Annotated in this window: 19 protein-coding genes and 1 pseudogene; 10 read left to right on the top strand and 10 right to left on the bottom strand. The window is 65.0% G+C overall.

What is annotated here, in order from left to right; genetic code table 11:
* Position 1 precedes the first annotated feature (1 nt).
* A complete protein-coding gene (locus C1A30_RS29150; RefSeq protein WP_101951703.1) occupies positions 2-418 on the bottom strand; it encodes a Rid family hydrolase in 417 nt (138 codons plus the stop codon).
* Positions 419-579: 161 nt separating this feature from the next.
* Here C1A30_RS29150 and C1A30_RS29145 point away from each other — a divergent pair.
* Positions 580-1,161, top strand: a pseudogene (locus tag C1A30_RS29145) (transposase); the annotation flags it as partial.
* Positions 1,162-1,202: 41 nt separating this feature from the next.
* Here the strand turns inward: C1A30_RS29145 and C1A30_RS29140 are convergent.
* The 3 genes from C1A30_RS29140 to C1A30_RS29130 are packed head-to-tail and all read right to left on the bottom strand — an operon-like array spanning position 1,203 to position 5,202.
* The gene (locus C1A30_RS29140) at positions 1,203-3,122 is read right to left on the bottom strand and encodes an acetoacetate--CoA ligase (protein WP_101951702.1); all 1,920 of its coding nucleotides are present in this window, start codon (positions 3,120-3,122) and stop codon (positions 1,203-1,205) included.
* On the bottom strand, positions 3,107-3,853 hold the full coding sequence (locus C1A30_RS29135; RefSeq protein ID WP_101951701.1) for a 3-hydroxybutyrate dehydrogenase: 747 nt from the start codon (positions 3,851-3,853) through the stop codon (positions 3,107-3,109). Before C1A30_RS29135 ends, C1A30_RS29140 begins: the two co-directional genes overlap by 16 nt.
* Complete coding sequence (locus C1A30_RS29130; RefSeq protein ID WP_101951700.1) at positions 3,850-5,202, bottom strand: MFS transporter; 1,353 nt, start codon at positions 5,200-5,202, stop codon at positions 3,850-3,852. Before C1A30_RS29130 ends, C1A30_RS29135 begins: the two co-directional genes overlap by 4 nt.
* Positions 5,203-5,316: 114 nt before the next feature.
* Here C1A30_RS29130 and C1A30_RS29125 point away from each other — a divergent pair, with 114 nt between their 5' ends.
* From C1A30_RS29125 to C1A30_RS29105, 5 genes are all read left to right on the top strand, one after another.
* Positions 5,317-6,243: a LysR family transcriptional regulator gene (locus C1A30_RS29125; RefSeq protein ID WP_101951699.1), complete on the top strand. Its 927-nt coding sequence runs from the start codon at positions 5,317-5,319 to the stop codon at positions 6,241-6,243.
* A 9-nt stretch (positions 6,244-6,252) separates the two neighbouring features.
* Positions 6,253-7,029 (top strand): alpha/beta fold hydrolase, encoded by a 777-nt coding sequence (locus tag C1A30_RS29120; protein WP_101951698.1) that lies wholly within the window; start codon positions 6,253-6,255, stop codon positions 7,027-7,029.
* Positions 7,030-7,090: 61 nt separating this feature from the next.
* Positions 7,091-7,684 (top strand): hypothetical protein, encoded by a 594-nt coding sequence (locus C1A30_RS29115; protein ID WP_200828459.1) that lies wholly within the window; start codon positions 7,091-7,093, stop codon positions 7,682-7,684.
* Between the two features lie 16 nt (positions 7,685-7,700).
* Positions 7,701-8,867 (top strand): glutathionylspermidine synthase family protein, encoded by a 1,167-nt coding sequence (locus C1A30_RS29110; protein ID WP_369974216.1) that lies wholly within the window; start codon positions 7,701-7,703, stop codon positions 8,865-8,867.
* A 2-nt stretch (positions 8,868-8,869) separates the two neighbouring features.
* Entirely contained in the window at positions 8,870-9,325 is a 456-nt protein-coding gene (locus C1A30_RS29105; protein ID WP_101951696.1) for a DUF350 domain-containing protein, read from the top strand.
* On the opposite strand, the gene C1A30_RS35695 is transcribed toward C1A30_RS29105, so the two are convergent.
* Entirely contained in the window at positions 9,322-9,459 is a 138-nt protein-coding gene (locus C1A30_RS35695) for a hypothetical protein (protein WP_160112807.1), read from the bottom strand. The genes C1A30_RS29105 and C1A30_RS35695 overlap by 4 nt on opposite strands.
* A 77-nt stretch (positions 9,460-9,536) precedes the next feature.
* Between C1A30_RS35695 and C1A30_RS29100 the strand changes: the two genes are divergently transcribed.
* Both C1A30_RS29100 and C1A30_RS29095 read left to right on the top strand, forming a co-directional pair.
* Positions 9,537-9,989, top strand: a complete 453-nt coding sequence (locus tag C1A30_RS29100; protein WP_101952956.1) for a hypothetical protein — start codon at positions 9,537-9,539, stop codon at positions 9,987-9,989.
* Entirely contained in the window at positions 9,983-10,228 is a 246-nt protein-coding gene (locus tag C1A30_RS29095) for a fibronectin-binding protein (RefSeq protein WP_235010244.1), read from the top strand. Before C1A30_RS29100 ends, C1A30_RS29095 begins: the two co-directional genes overlap by 7 nt.
* Here the strand turns inward: C1A30_RS29095 and hsaB are convergent.
* From hsaB to hsaA, 4 genes are read right to left on the bottom strand one after another with little or no spacing between them, the layout of a single operon-like run.
* Entirely contained in the window at positions 10,225-10,791 is a 567-nt protein-coding gene (gene hsaB, locus C1A30_RS29090) for a 3-hydroxy-9,10-secoandrosta-1,3,5(10)-triene-9,17-dione monooxygenase reductase subunit (RefSeq protein WP_101951695.1), read from the bottom strand. The genes C1A30_RS29095 and hsaB overlap by 4 nt on opposite strands.
* Positions 10,791-11,690 carry an iron-dependent extradiol dioxygenase HsaC gene (gene hsaC / locus C1A30_RS29085; protein ID WP_101951694.1) on the bottom strand — a complete coding sequence of 300 codons (900 nt, stop codon included), beginning with the start codon at positions 11,688-11,690 and terminating at the stop codon, positions 10,791-10,793. The genes hsaB and hsaC overlap by 1 nt, the downstream gene beginning before the upstream one ends.
* Positions 11,690-12,577: a 4,5:9,10-diseco-3-hydroxy-5,9,17-trioxoandrosta-1(10),2-diene-4-oate hydrolase gene (gene hsaD, locus C1A30_RS29080; protein ID WP_101951693.1), complete on the bottom strand. Its 888-nt coding sequence runs from the start codon at positions 12,575-12,577 to the stop codon at positions 11,690-11,692. The genes hsaC and hsaD overlap by 1 nt, the downstream gene beginning before the upstream one ends.
* The gene (gene hsaA / locus C1A30_RS29075) at positions 12,577-13,761 is read right to left on the bottom strand and encodes a 3-hydroxy-9,10-secoandrosta-1,3,5(10)-triene-9,17-dione monooxygenase oxygenase subunit (RefSeq protein ID WP_101951692.1); all 1,185 of its coding nucleotides are present in this window, start codon (positions 13,759-13,761) and stop codon (positions 12,577-12,579) included. The genes hsaD and hsaA overlap by 1 nt, the downstream gene beginning before the upstream one ends.
* Before the next feature lie 147 nt (positions 13,762-13,908).
* Here hsaA and C1A30_RS29070 point away from each other — a divergent pair, with 147 nt between their 5' ends.
* Together C1A30_RS29070 and C1A30_RS29065 are read left to right on the top strand one after the other, a co-directional pair.
* Positions 13,909-14,967, top strand: coding sequence for a ferredoxin--NADP reductase (locus C1A30_RS29070; RefSeq protein WP_101951691.1), 1,059 nt, complete (start codon positions 13,909-13,911; stop codon positions 14,965-14,967).
* A 22-nt stretch (positions 14,968-14,989) separates the two neighbouring features.
* Complete coding sequence (locus tag C1A30_RS29065) at positions 14,990-15,562, top strand: hypothetical protein (protein ID WP_101951690.1); 573 nt, start codon at positions 14,990-14,992, stop codon at positions 15,560-15,562.
* A gap of 38 nt (positions 15,563-15,600) precedes the next feature.
* Here C1A30_RS29065 and C1A30_RS29060 read toward each other — a convergent pair whose 3' ends face one another.
* On the bottom strand, positions 15,601-16,161 hold the full coding sequence (locus C1A30_RS29060; RefSeq protein ID WP_101951689.1) for a carboxymuconolactone decarboxylase family protein: 561 nt from the start codon (positions 16,159-16,161) through the stop codon (positions 15,601-15,603).
* Between the last annotated feature and the right edge of the window lie 78 nt (positions 16,162-16,239).

Here is a 16,239-nt window from a genome sequence, read left to right as displayed (position 1 = left end):
GTCAGGCGTGCGCGACCACTTCGACCTCAATGAGCATGCCGGGTGCTCCGAGGCCGGCTACGCCGATCGCGCTCCACGCGGGCAGGTGATTCGGCATCTTTTCCGAGAGGAGCTCGTGGACGGCGTTGAACGATTCCTCCGGTATGGTGTTCTCGCCAGCCGGAACCACGTGGTAGGACCTGATCAGGTCGACGTCATCCCAGCCAACCTCCGCGGCGGTGAGCACTGCACCAATGTTGTCGAACGCGATGTTCACCTGCACGCCGACCTCGGGCGAGAGCGACATGTCGGCGTTGTGGCCGGTCTGGCCGGACAGGATGATGAGATCGCCGATTCGGCGAGCCATCGCGTATTTGTACTCGTCGCGGAAAATCCGCGTCGTAGTTGATTCTGGCGTGAGGATCTCAGTCGATGTCATGCGCCTCTTCTTCTCTCGTGCGTTGGCTACTTCTCCGCAGCTAGTGGTCTTCAAGCGAAAGCGCCTCGCAGGTATTCCTTCTAGCCGCTCATAGCAGCACGACACCAGAAGAACGTGGGCTCGCGGGGCGATCAAGCCACCCGCGGAATGCGCGCTGGCCGCACGACATCGCCCGCAAAATGCCGTTCCCGATCCTGGGCGTGGACTCCGACAACGGATCAGAATTCATCGATGACCACCTGCTGAGATAGTGCCAGGGCCGCCAGATCACCTTCACCCGCGCATGACCGAGCAACAAGAACGACGGTTGTCACGTCGAACAGAAGAACTGGACGGTCGTACGCACCGTGGTCGGCTACCACCGCTACGACACCGCCTCAGAACTGTTGCTACTCAACGAAATCTGGCAGTTGCAGTCCAAGCTGACCAACTATTTCTACCCTCAGCAGAAACTGATCTACAAGATCCGCGACGGCGCCAAGGTGTCCAAGAAACACGACAAAGCGGCGGCCACCCCGTTCCACCGCGCGATCGACCACCCGACCATGACCATCGAGCACATCGTCGCAATGACCCGGACCTACTCGCTGATCAATCCCGCCGCCACTCAACGCCATGTCCAAGCCCTGACCGCCCAACTCACCGCCCTTGCCGCCAGCAAAGCCAGACCCGCAGCCCACCCACCAACCAACAAGCGCGCACAATTACGTGAGGCAACGAATACCCCTCCGCGCGCATCTTGACATGAGGCAACAGGCAACATGCGCCGAAAACCATCCACAGGTCAGCGCTTCAGGCTCGCGTACCAGTCGAGCAGTGCCGGGTCGTCGACGGCGCTCTTCTCAACTACCCGCGCCGGGTCAGCGCCCTGGAACAGCTTCTTGATCGGCACCTCGAGTTTCTTGCCGGTGCGGGTGTGCGGGACACCCGGCGCGGCGATGATCTCGTCGGGCACGTGACGCGGCGACACTTCGTCGCGGATGGTGCGCTTGATCCGGTCACGCAGTTCGTCGGTCAGTTCCGCGTCGTCGACGAGCACGACGAACAACGGCATCCAATAACCGCCGTCGGGTTGCTCGGCGCCGATGACCAGTGCCTCGGCGATCTCCGGTAACCGCTCGACGGCCTGGTAGATGTCGGCGCTGCCCATCCGGATGCCGTGCCGGTTCAGCGTCGAATCCGACCGGCCGTGCACGATGATGCTGCCGTGGCCGGTGATCGTGATCCAGTCGCCGTGTCGCCACACGCCGGGAAACATTTCGAAATACGCACTGCGATAACGTGATCCGTCGGCATCATTCCAAAAGGCCACCGGCATCGACGGCATCGGTTTGGTGATGACCAGTTCACCGACCTCACCCCGCACCGGCTTACCGGACTCGTCCCACGCGTCGAGCGCAACGCCGAGGTATGGCGCCGACAGTTCACCCGGCCACACCGGCACCGTGCGGACACCGCCGATGAACGCCGACACCACATCCGTGCCGCCGCTGATCGAGGCCACTTGGACGTGCTCACCGACGTTGTCGCGCAACCACAACGACGACGACGGCGGCAGCGACGACCCTGTGATGCCGACAGTCCGCAGCTTCGAAAGATCATGCTCGGCGCGCGGCACCGCACCCGCCTTTGCGCACCCGAGCACATAGCCAGGGCTGGTGCCGAGCACCGTGGCACCGACGCGAGCAGCGATGTCCCACAATGCATCCGGCTTGGGGTGGTTCGGGCTGCCCGCGTAGCAGACGATCGTCGCGCCGACCAGCAACCCGGCGACCTGGAAATTCCACATCATCCAGCTCGGGCTGGTGTACCAGAAGAACGTGTCGTCGGCGCCGATATCCGACTGCAGGGCAATGGCTTTCAGGTGTTCGAGGACAACCCCGCCATGCCCGTGCATGATGCCCTTCGGCAGGCCCGTCGTGCCCGAGGAGAACAGAATCCACAACGGATGGTCGAACTCCACCGGCACCGTGGTCAGTTCGTCGGGCTCGGCCTTTTCGGCGAGGTCGGATGTGAGCACGGTGGCACGCAGGGTCGGGAGGCCGGCCTGCAGCGCCGCGACGTCGGCGCGTTTGTCGTGGGTCTTCCCGCCGTAGGTGTACTCCTCGCCGGTGACCAGCACCACCGGCTCCAGTTGGCCGAGTCGGTCCAGCGCGGCCTTGGCCGAGTAGTCCTGCCCGCAGGCGCTCCAGATGGCACCGATGCTGGCCGTCGCCAGGAACGCGATGACGGCCTCGGGGATATTCGGCAGGTAGCCGACCACGCGGTCGCCCGTCGTGACGCCATGGGAGCGCAGGGTTTTCGCGAATGCCGCAGTGCGGCCGAGCAGTTCGCGCCACGACAACTCCGCGACGCCGCCGTCCTCGGTCACGTGCAGGATGGCGGGCCGGTCGGTGCGCGCGTTGCGGATGATCTGGTCGACGTAATTCAGCCGGACGCCGGGAAACCAGCGGGCACCCGGCATCTCGGCGCTTTCGAGCACACACTGCGGCGCATCGCCAAGGCCGAAGAATTCCCACAGCGCGCCCCAGAAGGCGGCAGGGTCATCGACCGACCACTGCCACAGCGACTGGTAGTCGGGCAGGACTGCGCCGGTGCGCTGCTCGACGAACCGCGCGAACTCGGTGACGCGTGCGTCGGCGATATCGCGTTGCGTCGGCTGCCACTGCGGAATGTCGACAGCGTCGGTCACCGGGCGCTCCATCCGCCGTCCATCGTGTATGACGCGCCGGTCACCATTCCGGCTGCCGGGGACGCAAGCCAACCGACAAGGGAGGCAACCTCTTCCGGCTCCACCAGACGTTTGATCGCGCTCTCCTTGAGCAGGATTTCGGCTACCACCTGATCCTCGGGGATGCCGTGGGTGCGCGCCTGATCGGCGATCTGCTTGGTGACCAGCGGGGTGCGCACATAACCGGGATTCACGCAGTTACTGGTCACGTCGTATGGGCCGCCCTCGAGCGCCGTCACCTTGGACAGCCCCTCGAGCGCATGTTTGGCGGTGACGTAGGCCACCTTGTACTCCGAAGCGCGGATGCCGTGCACCGATGAAATGTTAACGATGCGGCCGAACTTCTGCCGGTACATGTGCGGAAGGGCCGCACGAATCAGCAGGAACGGCGCCTCCACCATCAGCGTCAGCAGCGTCCGGAACCGTTCGGGCTCGAAGTCGACGATCGAGTTGATGCTCTGCACCCCGGCGTTGTTCACCAGGATGTCGGTCTCGAGTTTCAGCGTCTCCAACGAGGAGACGTCGAGCAGGTCCACCGCCCAGCCTTGCCCACCGATGTCCTGGGCCAGATCTTTGGCGCCCGCCTCGTCGACGTCGGCGACCGTCACGGTGGCTCCGCGGGCGGCCAGTTCCCTGGCACACGCCGCGCCGATCCCGCTCGCCCCGCCGGTGACCAGGGCGGTGCGACCATGCAGGTCCGTCATACGACGCCCGCCTTGGCCAGTTGTTCGCGGTCGGCCTGGTCGACGGTGGCGAGGTCGATGCCCTTCGTCTCACGGGTGAAGTACACCGCGACAAGCGTGATGGCGGCCGCGATGGCCAAGTACAACGCGATCGGGACCGACGAGTCGTATGCCTTGAGCAGAGCCGCCGCGATCGAAGGGGCCAACGAGCCCGCGAAGATCGACGTGACCTGATAGCCAAGGGACACACCGGAATACCGCATCCGGGTGGGGAACATCTCGGCCATGATGGCCGGTTGCGGGGCGTACATGAGCGCGTGGATGACCAGGCCGATGATGACGGCGCTCATGATCAACAGGTAGTTGGCGGAGTTCATCATCGGGAACGCGAAGAACCCCCAGGTGCCCGCCAGCACCGCACCGACGAAGTACACGGGTCGCCTGCCGTACTGGTCGGACAGCCTGCCGACGAATGGGATCACGACGAAATGCACCGCATGCGCGGCCAGCAGGTACCACAGAATGTCGGAGGTGTTGGCGTGCACCTGCTCCTTGAGATAGACGATCGAGAAGGTGACCACCAGGTAGTACATGATGTTCTCGGCCAGTCGCAGGCCCATCGCCGTGAAAACCCCACGGGGATAACGCTTCAGCACCTCGACAACTCCGAACGAGACGGCCTTGACCCGTTCGACCTCGCGTTGGGCCTCGAGGAAGATCGGCGCGTCGGTGACCTTGGTGCGGATGTAGTAGCCGATCAGCACCACCACCGCCGACAACCAGAACGCCACCCGCCATCCCCAGGACAGGAACGCCGCATCCGACAGGGTGCCGTTCAACACCAACAACACGACGGTCGCGAGCATGTTGCCGACCGGGACGGCGGCCTGCGGCCAACTGGCCCAGAACGCGCGGCTGCGGTCGGGACTGTGCTCGGCGACCAGAAGCACCGCGCCTCCCCATTCGCCGCCGACGGCGAAGCCCTGCAGGAACCGCAGCGTCACCAACAGCACCGGCGCCCAGTAGCCGACCTGGGCGAACGTCGGCAGGCATCCCATCAGCACCGTCACCGCGCCGACCAACAGCAGGCTGAACTGCAGCAGCTTCTTGCGGCCGTACTTGTCCCCGAAGTGCCCGAACACCACGCCGCCCAGCGGCCGCGCCAGGAAACCGACCGCATAGGTCAGCAGTGCCGCGATGATCGCGTCGAGGTCGCTGCTGCCCTTAGCGAAGAAGATCTTGCCGAACACCAGCGTGGCTGCGGTGCCGTACAGGAAGAACTCGTACCACTCGACGACGGTGCCGGCCATCGAAGCGGCGACTACGCGCTTCAGCCCGGTCGGGACCGTCCGAGGTTCCTGGTCACGCATCGCACACTCCTGCCTGAGATGTGATGGCCGGCACAAATCTGTGTGCGAGTATTCATGCACTTAACCGCACGTGCAATGGGCAAATCTGCACGACATATCTGCAAAAATGCACATATGGTTGATGCGCCGCCGGCCTCGTCGGGCCGCCGCCCCAGCGCCGACGATCTGTTGGTGCTGCTCGCCGTCGGCCGGTCCGGGCGCTACAGCACTGCGGCCGAGGAACTCGGGCTCAACCACACCACGATCTCGCGGCGCATCGCCGCGCTCGAACAGTCGATCGGGGGCCGGGTGCTCGCGCGTGTCGGCGGCGGTTGGGAGCTCACCGACCTCGGCCGCGCGGCGCTGTCCGCCGCCGAAACCGTCGAGTCGGCGGTCCGCTCGCTGACCGTCGACACCGGCGGCGTGCGTGCGCTCGAAGGCGTCGTGCGGATATCGGCGACCGACGGATTCAGCGCGTACATTGCCGCGCCTGCCGCCGCGCAGGTGCAGCGCACACATCCCAAGGTGGCGGTGGAGATCGTGGCGACCACCCGGCGCGCCACTCAGCAGCGGTCCGGGCTCGATGTCGAAGTGGTGGTCGGGGAGCCAAAGGTTCATCGCGCCAAGGCGATTCGGCTCGGCGACTACTGCCTCGGGCTCTACGGCTCACGCGACTACCTCGCCGAACATGGGACGCCGACGAGCGTCGCAGACCTCGCGCGCTTCCCGTTGGTCTACTTCATCGACTCGATGCTGCAGGTCGACGACCTGGACATCGCCACGAGCTTCGCGCCTGCGATGCGTGAATCAGTGACGTCCACCAACGTTTTCGTGCATGTGGAGGCGACCCGGGCGCACGCAGGCATCGGCCTGCTGCCGTGCTTCATGGCCGACCGTCATGACGATCTAGTGCGGGTATTACCTGACAAGGTGGCCATCCGGTTGACGTACTGGCTTGTCACCCGTGGCGAGACGCTGCGCAGACCGGAGGTCGCCGCCGTCGTCGACGCGATCCGCGAGCGGGTGGACGAACAGCGCGACGTGCTGTTGGGTCGGCGTTAACGTCGTGACATGCCGTTCATCGATCACCCAAAGGGCCGCGCCTACTACCGGCACTGGGCGGCCGCGGAACCGCGGGCGGCCGTCGTCTTACTGCACGGTTTCGGCGAGCACACCGGCGTCTACCACCGGTACGCCTTCGCGCTCAACGCGGCTGGCATCGACTTCTGGGCGGTGGACCAGTTCGGCCACGGTCTGAGCCCGGGCCCGCGCGGTGACTTCGGATCGATCGAGGACAGCGCCGCGCTCGCCGACACCCTGACCGAACTGGCCGAGCGGGACGGCCCCGGGCTGCCGCTGATCGCGCAAGGCCATTCCTTCGGCGCGGTTGTCACACTGTTTCGCCTGCTGGACCACGCCGACCGTTACCAGGCGGGAGTCATATCGGGTGCCCCGCTGATTCCGATCCCCGAAATGCTCGACGCCGATACGTCGTTCGATCTGGATCCCGGCTGGCTGTCGGGCGATCCGTTCTACCTCGATTCGCTGGAGAACGACCCGCTGGCCTTCGTCGACGCCGACGGGAAACCGTTGGCGCGCGAACTCGACAAGGCCTGGGACCGGTTCGGCGGCGATCTGCCGAAGCTCGCGGTGCCGACGCTCGCCGTGCACGGCGCCAACGACCCGATCGCACCGGTAGACGGTGTGCGCGCCTACGCCGAGGAGATCGAGTCGTTGCAGTTGGTCGAGTTCCCCGGCGCGCACGACATCCTCAACGAGACCGTCCATCGCGAGGTCGCGGCGACGGTCATCGACTTCATCGAAGCGCGGGCCGGTCTACGTCAATAGTCGTGGCTCCTCGGCGTTTGCTGTGGCAGACTGCCTGCCAGATCGTGACGAGGAGCGATGAGTGGGGCCCGAGGAAGATCCACCGCAGCGAGGCGGTCCGTCGGACGACGAAACGCGCGCGCCGGCTGACAAGGCGGACAAGCCGTCCGGTGGCAGCATGCGGTTTCAAGATCCCGCGACCACCCGCCCGAGACCACCGACCGTCGGCGAGACGCGCGCCCGAGAAAAAGCCGAACGTGAACGCAAAGCTGCTGAGCGCGCGCGGTTCGAGGCCAACGTCAGGCGGTATCACCGCAACAGACGGTTGATCGGCGGCGCCGCTGTCGTCGGTGTGGTGGGTGTTGTTGCGGCGCTGGGCTATTGGGCATTGTCGCCACGCACCGTCAATGCGCAGTGCGTGCAGGAGGACGGCTCCGGCGGCCCCATCGTCGTGCCTGACAGCTACTGCAGCGGCCACTCGGGCGGTTCCGGCGGCCTGTTCATCTACAGCGGTCACCAGTACCGGTACTACTACGGCAGCAGCGGGACCGTCGGATCACGTCCCGTGGGCGGCACGACGGTCATGCCCAAGGACACCACCGTCAAGACGTCGTCGGGCACCACCATCCAACGCGGCGGTCTCGGCACCAAGTTCTCGGGCAGCGGCGGCGGCTGAGCAGCGAGTGAAACGCCTGAGAACAGAACGACGGCCGAATTGGCAGTCGATCGTGGAAGCACAGGGACTCGTGTTCGGCACTCCCGCGCTCGACCCGTCGGGCGCGGACCGCGTCTACTGGGACGAGTCGGTGTTCTACGAGTTCGAGATGGACGAAGTGCTGGCGCTGGAGGCTGACGTCGAACTACTCCATTCCATGTGTTTGAACGCGGTCGAGCAGGTCGTGCTGATGGAGCGGTACGCGGATTTCGGTCTGCCGGAATGGAGTTGGCAGCCGATCGCCGAATCGTGGCGGCGTTCCGACCCGTATGTCTACGGGCGGTTCGACCTGCGGTACGACGGTGGCTCACCGGCCAAACTGTTGGAGTACAACGCCGATACCCCGACGACGTTGCTGGAATCTTCTGTGCTGCAGTGGCATTGGCTGCAGGACAAGTTCCCCGATTTCGACCAGTGGAACTCGTTGCACGAGCAGCTCGTGGACCGGTGGAAAGTCGTGCGAGAGTCGTTGCCGAGCAACGAACTGCACTTCTCCTGGTCGGGCGCCGAGCAGACCGGCGAGGACCAGATCACCACGACCTACATGCAGGAGACGGCAGCCGAAGCCGGGTTCGAGACGATCGCGCTGGAGATCGAGGACGTCGGTTGGGACACCGCGCTCGAGCGCTTCGTCGACCTGGAAGAGGCGCCCATCGACGCGATGTTCAAGCTCTACCCCTGGGAGTGGGTGCTCGACGACGAGTTCGGCAGGCACGTCACCTCCAGCCTGCCGAAGACGATGTGGATCGAACCGTTGTGGAAGACGCTGCTGTCCAACAAGGCGATCCTGGCGGTGCTGTGGGAGATGTATCCCGGACATCCGAACTTGCTGCCCGCGTATCTCGACGAACCCCACGAGCTCACCGAGTACGTCCGCAAACCCAAGCTGGGGCGCGAAGGCGGCAACATCACGATCGTCGGACCCGGTGTCGAATTGGCCACCGGCGGCATCTACGGCGAAGAGGGTTACGTCTACCAACTGTTCGACCCACTCCCGCTTTTCGACGACGTGCGACCCTCCATGGGGGCCTGGCTGGTCGGTGATTCCTCTGCGGGATTGGGCATCCGCGAAGCCGGCGGCCTGGTGACCGACGACCGTGCCGCCTTTGTCCCACACCGAATTCCGTTGACCAAAGGAAGCTGATCATGACGACCACCGTGCTGGCGCTCGAGTCGGAGTTCTGGAACACCGTCGGCAGGGGTGTCGGTGCGATGTGGCTGTACGCCGCGGTCGGGCTGGTGTTGATGGTGATCGGCTTCTACGCGATCGACCTGGCCACCCCCGGCCCCCTGCGCCAGATGGTCAAGCAGGGCAAGCCGAATGCCGTGATCATCTCGGCGGCAGGCATCATCAGCATGGCGTTCATCGTGGTTGTCGCGATCTACGGGTCCGGCGGCAAGCTGGCGGAGGGGTTGATCTCCACCGCGGTGTTCGGCCTCATCGGCATCGCCGCGCAAGTGGTGATGATGCGGGTTGCGACAATGGTTTTGGGCGTCGACATGTCGGCGAACCTGCATGCCGACGAGTTCCGCCACCCGATCCTGATGGTGGCGGCCGCACAGTTCGCGTTCGGCTTGGTGGTGGCGGTAGCGATCCTCTAGAGATCGAAGCCGCTTCCCTGGCCGGATCGCGGTTGATTGCGTGGCCGCCGGAAGATCCGCCACCACACCACGAAGCCAAGCGCAATCATGTCGACCACGACAAACGCGATGACGATCAGCACTATGGTGCTCACGGGCAAAGGTTACGTCGGTTGGCCGGCCCGCATACAGTGAAAACGTGAAGCTCAAGCGTGGGGATCGCTTCGCGCGGATGGCCACCGCAGTGGACACTCTCGAGCTACCCCTGGCCGTCTTCAAGACCTGCCCGTGGGAACCCCGCGAACTCGTCGCAACCGGACTGCGGCAGTGGCTGCGCTGCTGCGCACCCGCACTGTGGGACAACCAGGTGATCGGCATGCCGTCGCGCGCCGTCGACGAGGCGTGGCACGGGCTGAATCTCTGCACGGCACGCTATTCGGCGTTCTGCGAAGCCGCCTACGGCAGATTCCTGCACCATCGTCCCGACGGTGGCGCACCGCCGTCCGCGACTGTCGACCCGATCGACGAACAACTCGGCAGGACCGTCATGGCGTGGACGCTGGTGGCGCGGCCGGGCGAGGAATGTGTGCTGTGGGATCTGGACGCGCGGCTGGGACTGGACGAACCGCGGGGCGTCGACTCCGCCCGCGTCGCAGCGATCCAAAGTAGGGTGGCCTCGTGCTGAAGAAGGCGTTCGGGGTGGCGGTCGCGATGGCGGCGGCCGCTTTGTTCGCAGCGCCCGCGCACGCCGATCCCGGTGACAACCCGTGCGAGTTCGCGATCAACTATTTCTGCAAGTTCCTGCCGATCGCCCCCGACCTGGAGGGCGACGTCGACCTGACCCAGCAGCAGCCCGTCGACCCGAACGCGCCGCCGCCCGATTCTCTGCCGGCGGCTGATCCGTGTGCGGCGGGCTGTATCTAGAGCCAGGTGTCGTCGGTGGTGGCGGTGAGGAACGCCTCGAGGTCGTCACGCCACTGCGCGGGAGTGTTCTTGTCCGGCTCGATACCGGTGTACTCGCCGCGGTAGAACAGCAGCGGCCTCGGTTTCTTGTGCGGCACATCGGACAACGAATGCACCGCGCCGAACACCACGTAGTGGTCGCCACCGTCGTGCACCGAATGCACGGTGCAGTCGATGTGCGCCAACGTTCCTTCGATGATCGGCGAGCCGAGTTTCGACGGATGCCAATCGAGTCCGGCGAACTTGTCCGACTCCCTGGAGCCGAATCGTGCCGAGACGTCCTTCTGCTTCTCGTGCAGAACGTTGACACAGAAGTGCCCGCTGGCCTCGATGGCCTGCCATGACCGGGAAACCTTGGTGGGGCAGAACAACACCAGCGGCGGATCCAACGACAGCGCGGCGAACGACTGACAAGCGAAGCCGATCGGCGCACCGTCGTGCAAGGTGGTGATCACCGTGATACCCGTGCAGAACTGACCGAGCACATTGCGGAATGTGCGCGGATCCAGTGGCTCCCTGGTCACTACTTGAAGCCGACGCTGAAGTCGTGACCCCAAAGGCTGACCGCGGTGCTCTCCCGGGCAACCCAGGCGTCGTCTTCGACTTCGAGTCCCTCGCAACCGAATTCGATGTCGAAGCCGCCGGGAGTCTTCATGTAGAAGGACAGCATCTTGTCGTTGACATGCCTGCCGAGGGTGGCCGACATCGGCACCTTGCGGCGCAGCGCGCGGTCAAGGCACAGCCCGACGTCGTCGGCGCTCTCCACCTCGACCATGAGATGCACGATCCCGCTTGGGGTTTCACCCGGCATGAACGCCAGGCTGTGATGGCGCGGGTTGACGCCGAAGAACCGCAACCACGCGGGCGGCCCGTCGGCGGGCCTGCCAACCAGTTGCGGTGGCAGTCGCATGGAGTCACGAAGGCGGAAGCCCAACACGTCGCGGTAGAAGTGCAGCGACTCGATGTCGTCTCTGGTGGTGAGCACCACGTGCCCGAGACCCTGTTCCTCGGTGACGAACTTGTGCCCGTAGGGACTGACCACCCGCCGGTGCTCTAGCGCGGCGCCGTGGAACACCTCCAGGCAGTTGCCCGACGGATCCTGGAAGCGGATCATCTCGTCGACGCGGCGGTCGGCCAGTTCCGCTGCGGTGGCCTCCTTGTACGGAGTGCCCTCCAGGTCAAGCCGGTTGCGGATGTCCTGCAGCCCTTCGGCGTTCGCGCATTCCCAGCCGGACTCGAGCAGTCGGTCATTCTCGCCGGGGACGATCACCAGCCGTGCGGGGAACTCGTCCATCCGCAGGTACAGCACACCTTCGGTGGCCCCCTTGCCCTCGACCATGCCGAGGACCTTCAGCCCGTACTCCCGCCAGGCCGCGACATCGGTCGACTCGATCCGCAGATAACCCAACGACCGGATGCTCATCACTGGCCTCCCAAGAAATCGATGGTCAGCTTGTTGAACTCGTCGAACTTCTCCAACTGGGCCCAGTGCCCGCACTGCCCGAACACGTGCAGTTGCACTCGCGGAATCTGCTTGAGTGCCACCAGTGCGCCGTCGAGCGGGTTGACGCGGTCCTCCCGACCCCAGATCAGAAGTACCCGTTGGCGCAGCTTGTACACCTCGCGCCACATCATGCCGAGTTCGAAGTCGGGGCCCGCGAACGACTTTCCCATCGCCCGAGTTGCGGCCAGCGACTCAGGCGTGCTGGCGATGGCGAAGCGTTCGTCGATCAACTCCGGCGTGATCAGCTTCTGGTCGTACACCATGATGCGCAGGAACGCCTCTAGGTTCTCCCGGGTCGGCTCGTAGGAGAATTTGCCGAGCAGCTTGACGCCTTCGGTGGGGTCGGGTGCGAACAGGTTCACCGACAGCCCGCCGGGGCCCATCAGCACCAGCCGGCCCGCACGGTCGGGGTTGTCGAGCGCGAATCGGACCGCCGTGCCGCCGCCCAGCGAATTGCCAACCAGCGCAGCACGTTCGATGCCGAGATGGTCGAACAGGTTGAGCAGGGCGGTGGCGCTGTAGCGGTTGTACTGCTCGTGCTCGGTGTGCTTGTCGGAATGACCGTAACCCGGCTGGTCGACCGCGAGCACATGAAAGTGCCGCGCCAGCACGCCGATGTTGCGGCCGAAGTTGGACCAACTCGACGCGCCGGGCCCGCCGCCGTGCAGCAGCACGATCGTCGGGCCGCTGCCAACGCCGGCTTCGTGATAGTGCAGCCGCATGTCCTCGCGCACCTGTGCATAGCGGGACGTCGACTCGAAGGTGAGCTCTTGCTGTTGAGCGGTTTCGGCGGCGAACGACGTCATCAGACCATCGTGTCCTGCGGGGGCAGGCCGAACTCGTTGTTGCCGAAGATCAGGTACGCGCGCTCGGGATCGTTGGCGGCGTGCACCCGGCCGGCGTGTGCGTCGCGCCAGAAACGCTGCACCGGAGCGTCGTTGTTCAATGCGGTGGCGCCGGACGCCTCGAACAGCCGGTCGATCGACGCGATGGCACGACCGGTGGCGCGCACTTGGTCGCGGCGGGCGCGGGCGCGCAGCTCGAACGGAATCTCCTTGTCCGCCTTCAGCAGTGCGTACTCGTCGCCGACATTGCCGATCAGCTGACGCCACGCGGCGTCGATGTCGCTGGCCGCTTCGGCGATGCGCACCTTCGCGAACGGGTCGTCCTTGGCCTTCTCACCAGCGAACGCCGCGCGCACCCGCTTGCCCTGATGCTCGACGTGAGCGTCGTAGGCGCCGTAGGCCATGCCGACGATCGGAGCCGAGATAGTCGTCGGATGCACTGTGCCCCACGGCATCTTGTACACCGGCGCGGTGTTGGTCTGCAGACCGCCCGCCGTACGGTCGTTCATCGACTTGTAGGACAGGAACCGGTGCCGCGGCACGAACACGTCCTTGACCACGATGGTGTTGCTGCCGGTGCCCCGCAGCCCGACCACATGCCAGACGTCGTCGATGCGGTATTCGGTGCGCGGAATCAGGAAGCTGCCGAAGTCGACGGGCCTGCCGTCCTTGATGACCGGGCCGCCGAGGAACGCCCACGTGGCGTGGTCACATCCAGACGACCAGTTCCACGAGCCGTTTACCAGGTAACCGCCGTCGACGACGGTACCCGCACCCATCGGCGCATACGACGAGGAGATGCGCACCGACGGATCGTCGCCCCACACCTCTTCCTGGGCTTGCTGGTCGAACAGCGCCAGGTGCCAGTTGTGCACACCGATGATCGAGCTGACCCAGCCGGTCGAACCGCAGGCCGTGGCGATGCGGCGCACCGCTTCGTAGAACACCGTCGGGTCACACTGCAGACCGCCCCACTGCTCGGGCTGCAGCAGCTTGAAAAAACCGACCTCGTCGAGTTCGGCCACGGTCTCGTCGGGCAGCCGTCGCAAGTCTTCGGTGGCCTGAGCGCGCTTGGCGATCAGCGGCAACAGGTCGTCAATGCCGGCTAGGACCGACTGCACGTCACCCTGTTCAATGGACGTCACTGGATTTGCCTCCCGACGGTACGGACTTCAACTGAGATTAGAACACGTTACGATTTGTGTCGAGCAGGGTATTCCTGCAGCGGCTGGACCTGGGCACATGCATTTCTGTAACCTGTTCTAGTTATCGCTCACAAGAAGGGTGCGCAAGTGACTGACGAGCCGCTCGGTAGCCACGTGCTCGAGCTGCAAGTCGCCGAGGTCGTCGAGGAGACTTCCGACGCGCGATCGCTGGTGTTCGTGGTGCCCGACGGAGCCGACATTCCGGCGGACCGGCTCCGCTATTCACCGGGACAATTCCTGACGTTGCGGGTGCCGAGCGAGCGCACCGGATCGGTGGCGCGCTGCTACTCGCTGTGCAGTTCGCCGTTCACCGGCGACCCGATGACGGTCACGGTCAAGCGCACCTCCGACGGATACGCGTCGAACTGGCTCTGCGACAACGCACATGCCGGGATGAAGATCCACGTGCTGGCACCGTCGGGCACGTTCGTGCCGAAAACACTCGACCAGGACTTCCTGTTGTTGGCTGCAGGCAGCGGCATCACCCCGATGCTGGCGATCTGCAAGTCCGCCCTCGCCGAGGGCAGCGGCAAGGTGCTGCTGATCTACGCCAACGAGGACGAGAACTCGGTGATCTTCGCGGGCGCGCTGCGTGAGCTGTCGGCGAAGTATCCCGACCGGCTCACGGTCGTGCACTGGTTGGTGTCGGTGCAGGGCTTGCCGAACGCGGCGGCGCTGGCCGCGTTGGCGGGTCCGTATATCGGCCGCGACGCCTACATCTGCGGGCCGGGCCCGTTCATGGCCGCTGCCGAAGAAGCGCTGAAGAACTCCGGAGCGCCCGCCGACACCATCCACATCGAGGTGTTCAAGTCGTTGGAGTCCGATCCGTTCGCAGCTGTTGTGATCGAGGAGGACGACAGCGACGAGGGCCCCGCGACCGCGATCGTCACGCTCGACGGGGAACGGCACGAGGTGCGGTGGCCGCGCAACGCCAAGCTGCTCGACGTGCTGTTGGACAAGGGTCTCGATGCGCCGTTCTCCTGTCGTGAGGGCCACTGCGGCGCGTGCGCGGTGCTGAAGAAGAGCGGCGAGGTCGAGATGGAAGTCAACGACGTGCTCGAGCAACAGGATCTGGACGAGGGGTTGATCCTGGGCTGCCAGGCCCGTCCGCGGTCGGATTCCGTCGAAGTCACCTACGACGAGTAGACGAACGGATACCTTGCTGACGATGAACCGGCTCACAGCAGCGAGTGCGGCAGCACTGGCAACCGCGGTGCTCGTCTCGCCCGCGTCCGCGACGGCCGCGGCCAACTCCGCCGTCACCTCGATTCCGGTCGATCCCGCGACCCAGATCGAGATGCACGTCAATGCCGACTGCACGGCCGGCCGATGCACGTTCAGCACGACGGCGAACCTGCTGACCCCGGATGGCCCGACGGGATTCCCCGGCGACGCGTGGTCACGGCAGACCATCACACTGCGTAGCTCGTCACGCAGCGTCTGGCAGGAGGCCACCTACAGCGCGCCGTCCGGCATGCCCCGCGACAACAAGGGCCAAAATCACGACAACGTGCTGTCGAAGCTCTACAAGTCGCTCGACGACGTCGAGATCTCCATCACCACCTTCGGCGGCGGACCGATCGAGCGCTACACGATTGACGGCGAGTCCGTGCCAACGGATTGGCGTACGGGTCAACCGAATACGCAGGCCGACTTCATCGCGTGCTCACAGATCCAGGTGGTCTACGGCGGGGTGAACCTGACCACGCCGTCCGCATGCGCGCAGACCACATTCAGCTAGCTTCCCGGTCGGCCGATCAACCCGCAGGACCATGAAATTCAATGCCAGACCGATTCGTCGAACGCGTTCAGCGTGACCGCCACCATCGAGAAACATCCGACGAGGAACACGATTTCGGCGGCGCCCCCCTCACCGAACTCAGAGACCACCGCACGGTATGTGGTCTCCGGCAACAACCCGCCTCGATTGAGAGCCGCTGCCATGTCATATGCGACCGCTTCAGCGCGCCTCAAGGTACCGGGCCGCTCGCCGGCAGCAACCGTTGCGATTGTGTGCTCGGACAGTCCGGCCCGCCGCGCGAAGTACTCGTGTCCGTGCATCTCGAAATGGGCACCGAACTTCGCGGCCGTCACGAGAATGACCAACTGATGGATATCTGCAGGTAGCACGGAGTGCTCCCACAACGATCTGTTGAACGCCCACGCATGCCGTCCAAACGACGGAAAATGTAGCCAACCATTGAAGGGACCGATCAGCGCGCCGTCTCGGCGTCGCGCGATCAGCTCACCGAAGTTCGCCTCGATTACAGCGGCCATGTCGTCGTAGAGCAGGCGCTGCTCATCGCTGAGACGGTCGGGTGGAATGGCTGGCAAACGCATGCACCGAGCAAACCGCCGAAGCCCGCTGAGAGTCCACGACTTCTCAGCCACGACTGGTAGGCAGTTCTTCGCATCGCA

The sequence above is a fragment of the Mycobacterium sp. 3519A genome (assembly GCF_900240945.1).
Taxonomy (GTDB): Bacteria; Actinomycetota; Actinomycetes; order Mycobacteriales; family Mycobacteriaceae; genus Mycobacterium.
Note: the sequence above shows the minus strand (reverse complement) of the source record. Positions and strands in the feature narration are given on the sequence as shown.

Bases quoted from the DNA above. Each gene is read 5' to 3' on its own strand.
- C1A30_RS29140 (WP_101951702.1), bottom strand. From the start codon at position 3,122: ATGGAGCGCCCGGTGACCGACGCTGTCGACATTCCGCAGTGGCAGCCG.
- C1A30_RS29065 (WP_101951690.1), top strand. From the start codon at position 14,990: ATGAACCGGCTCACAGCAGCGAGTGCGGCAGCACTGGCAACCGCGGTG.
- C1A30_RS29105 (WP_101951696.1), top strand. From the start codon at position 8,870: ATGACGACCACCGTGCTGGCGCTCGAGTCGGAGTTCTGGAACACCGTC.
- C1A30_RS29060 (WP_101951689.1), bottom strand. From the start codon at position 16,161: ATGCGTTTGCCAGCCATTCCACCCGACCGTCTCAGCGATGAGCAGCGC.
- hsaC (WP_101951694.1), bottom strand. From the start codon at position 11,690: ATGAGCATCCGGTCGTTGGGTTATCTGCGGATCGAGTCGACCGATGTC.
- C1A30_RS29100 (WP_101952956.1), top strand. From the start codon at position 9,537: ATGGCCACCGCAGTGGACACTCTCGAGCTACCCCTGGCCGTCTTCAAG.
- C1A30_RS29135 (WP_101951701.1), bottom strand. From the start codon at position 3,853: ATGACGGACCTGCATGGTCGCACCGCCCTGGTCACCGGCGGGGCGAGC.
- C1A30_RS29120 (WP_101951698.1), top strand. From the start codon at position 6,253: ATGCCGTTCATCGATCACCCAAAGGGCCGCGCCTACTACCGGCACTGG.
- C1A30_RS29125 (WP_101951699.1), top strand. From the start codon at position 5,317: ATGGTTGATGCGCCGCCGGCCTCGTCGGGCCGCCGCCCCAGCGCCGAC.
- C1A30_RS29130 (WP_101951700.1), bottom strand. From the start codon at position 5,202: ATGCGTGACCAGGAACCTCGGACGGTCCCGACCGGGCTGAAGCGCGTA.
- C1A30_RS29150 (WP_101951703.1), bottom strand. From the start codon at position 418: ATGACATCGACTGAGATCCTCACGCCAGAATCAACTACGACGCGGATT.
- hsaD (WP_101951693.1), bottom strand. From the start codon at position 12,577: ATGACGTCGTTCGCCGCCGAAACCGCTCAACAGCAAGAGCTCACCTTC.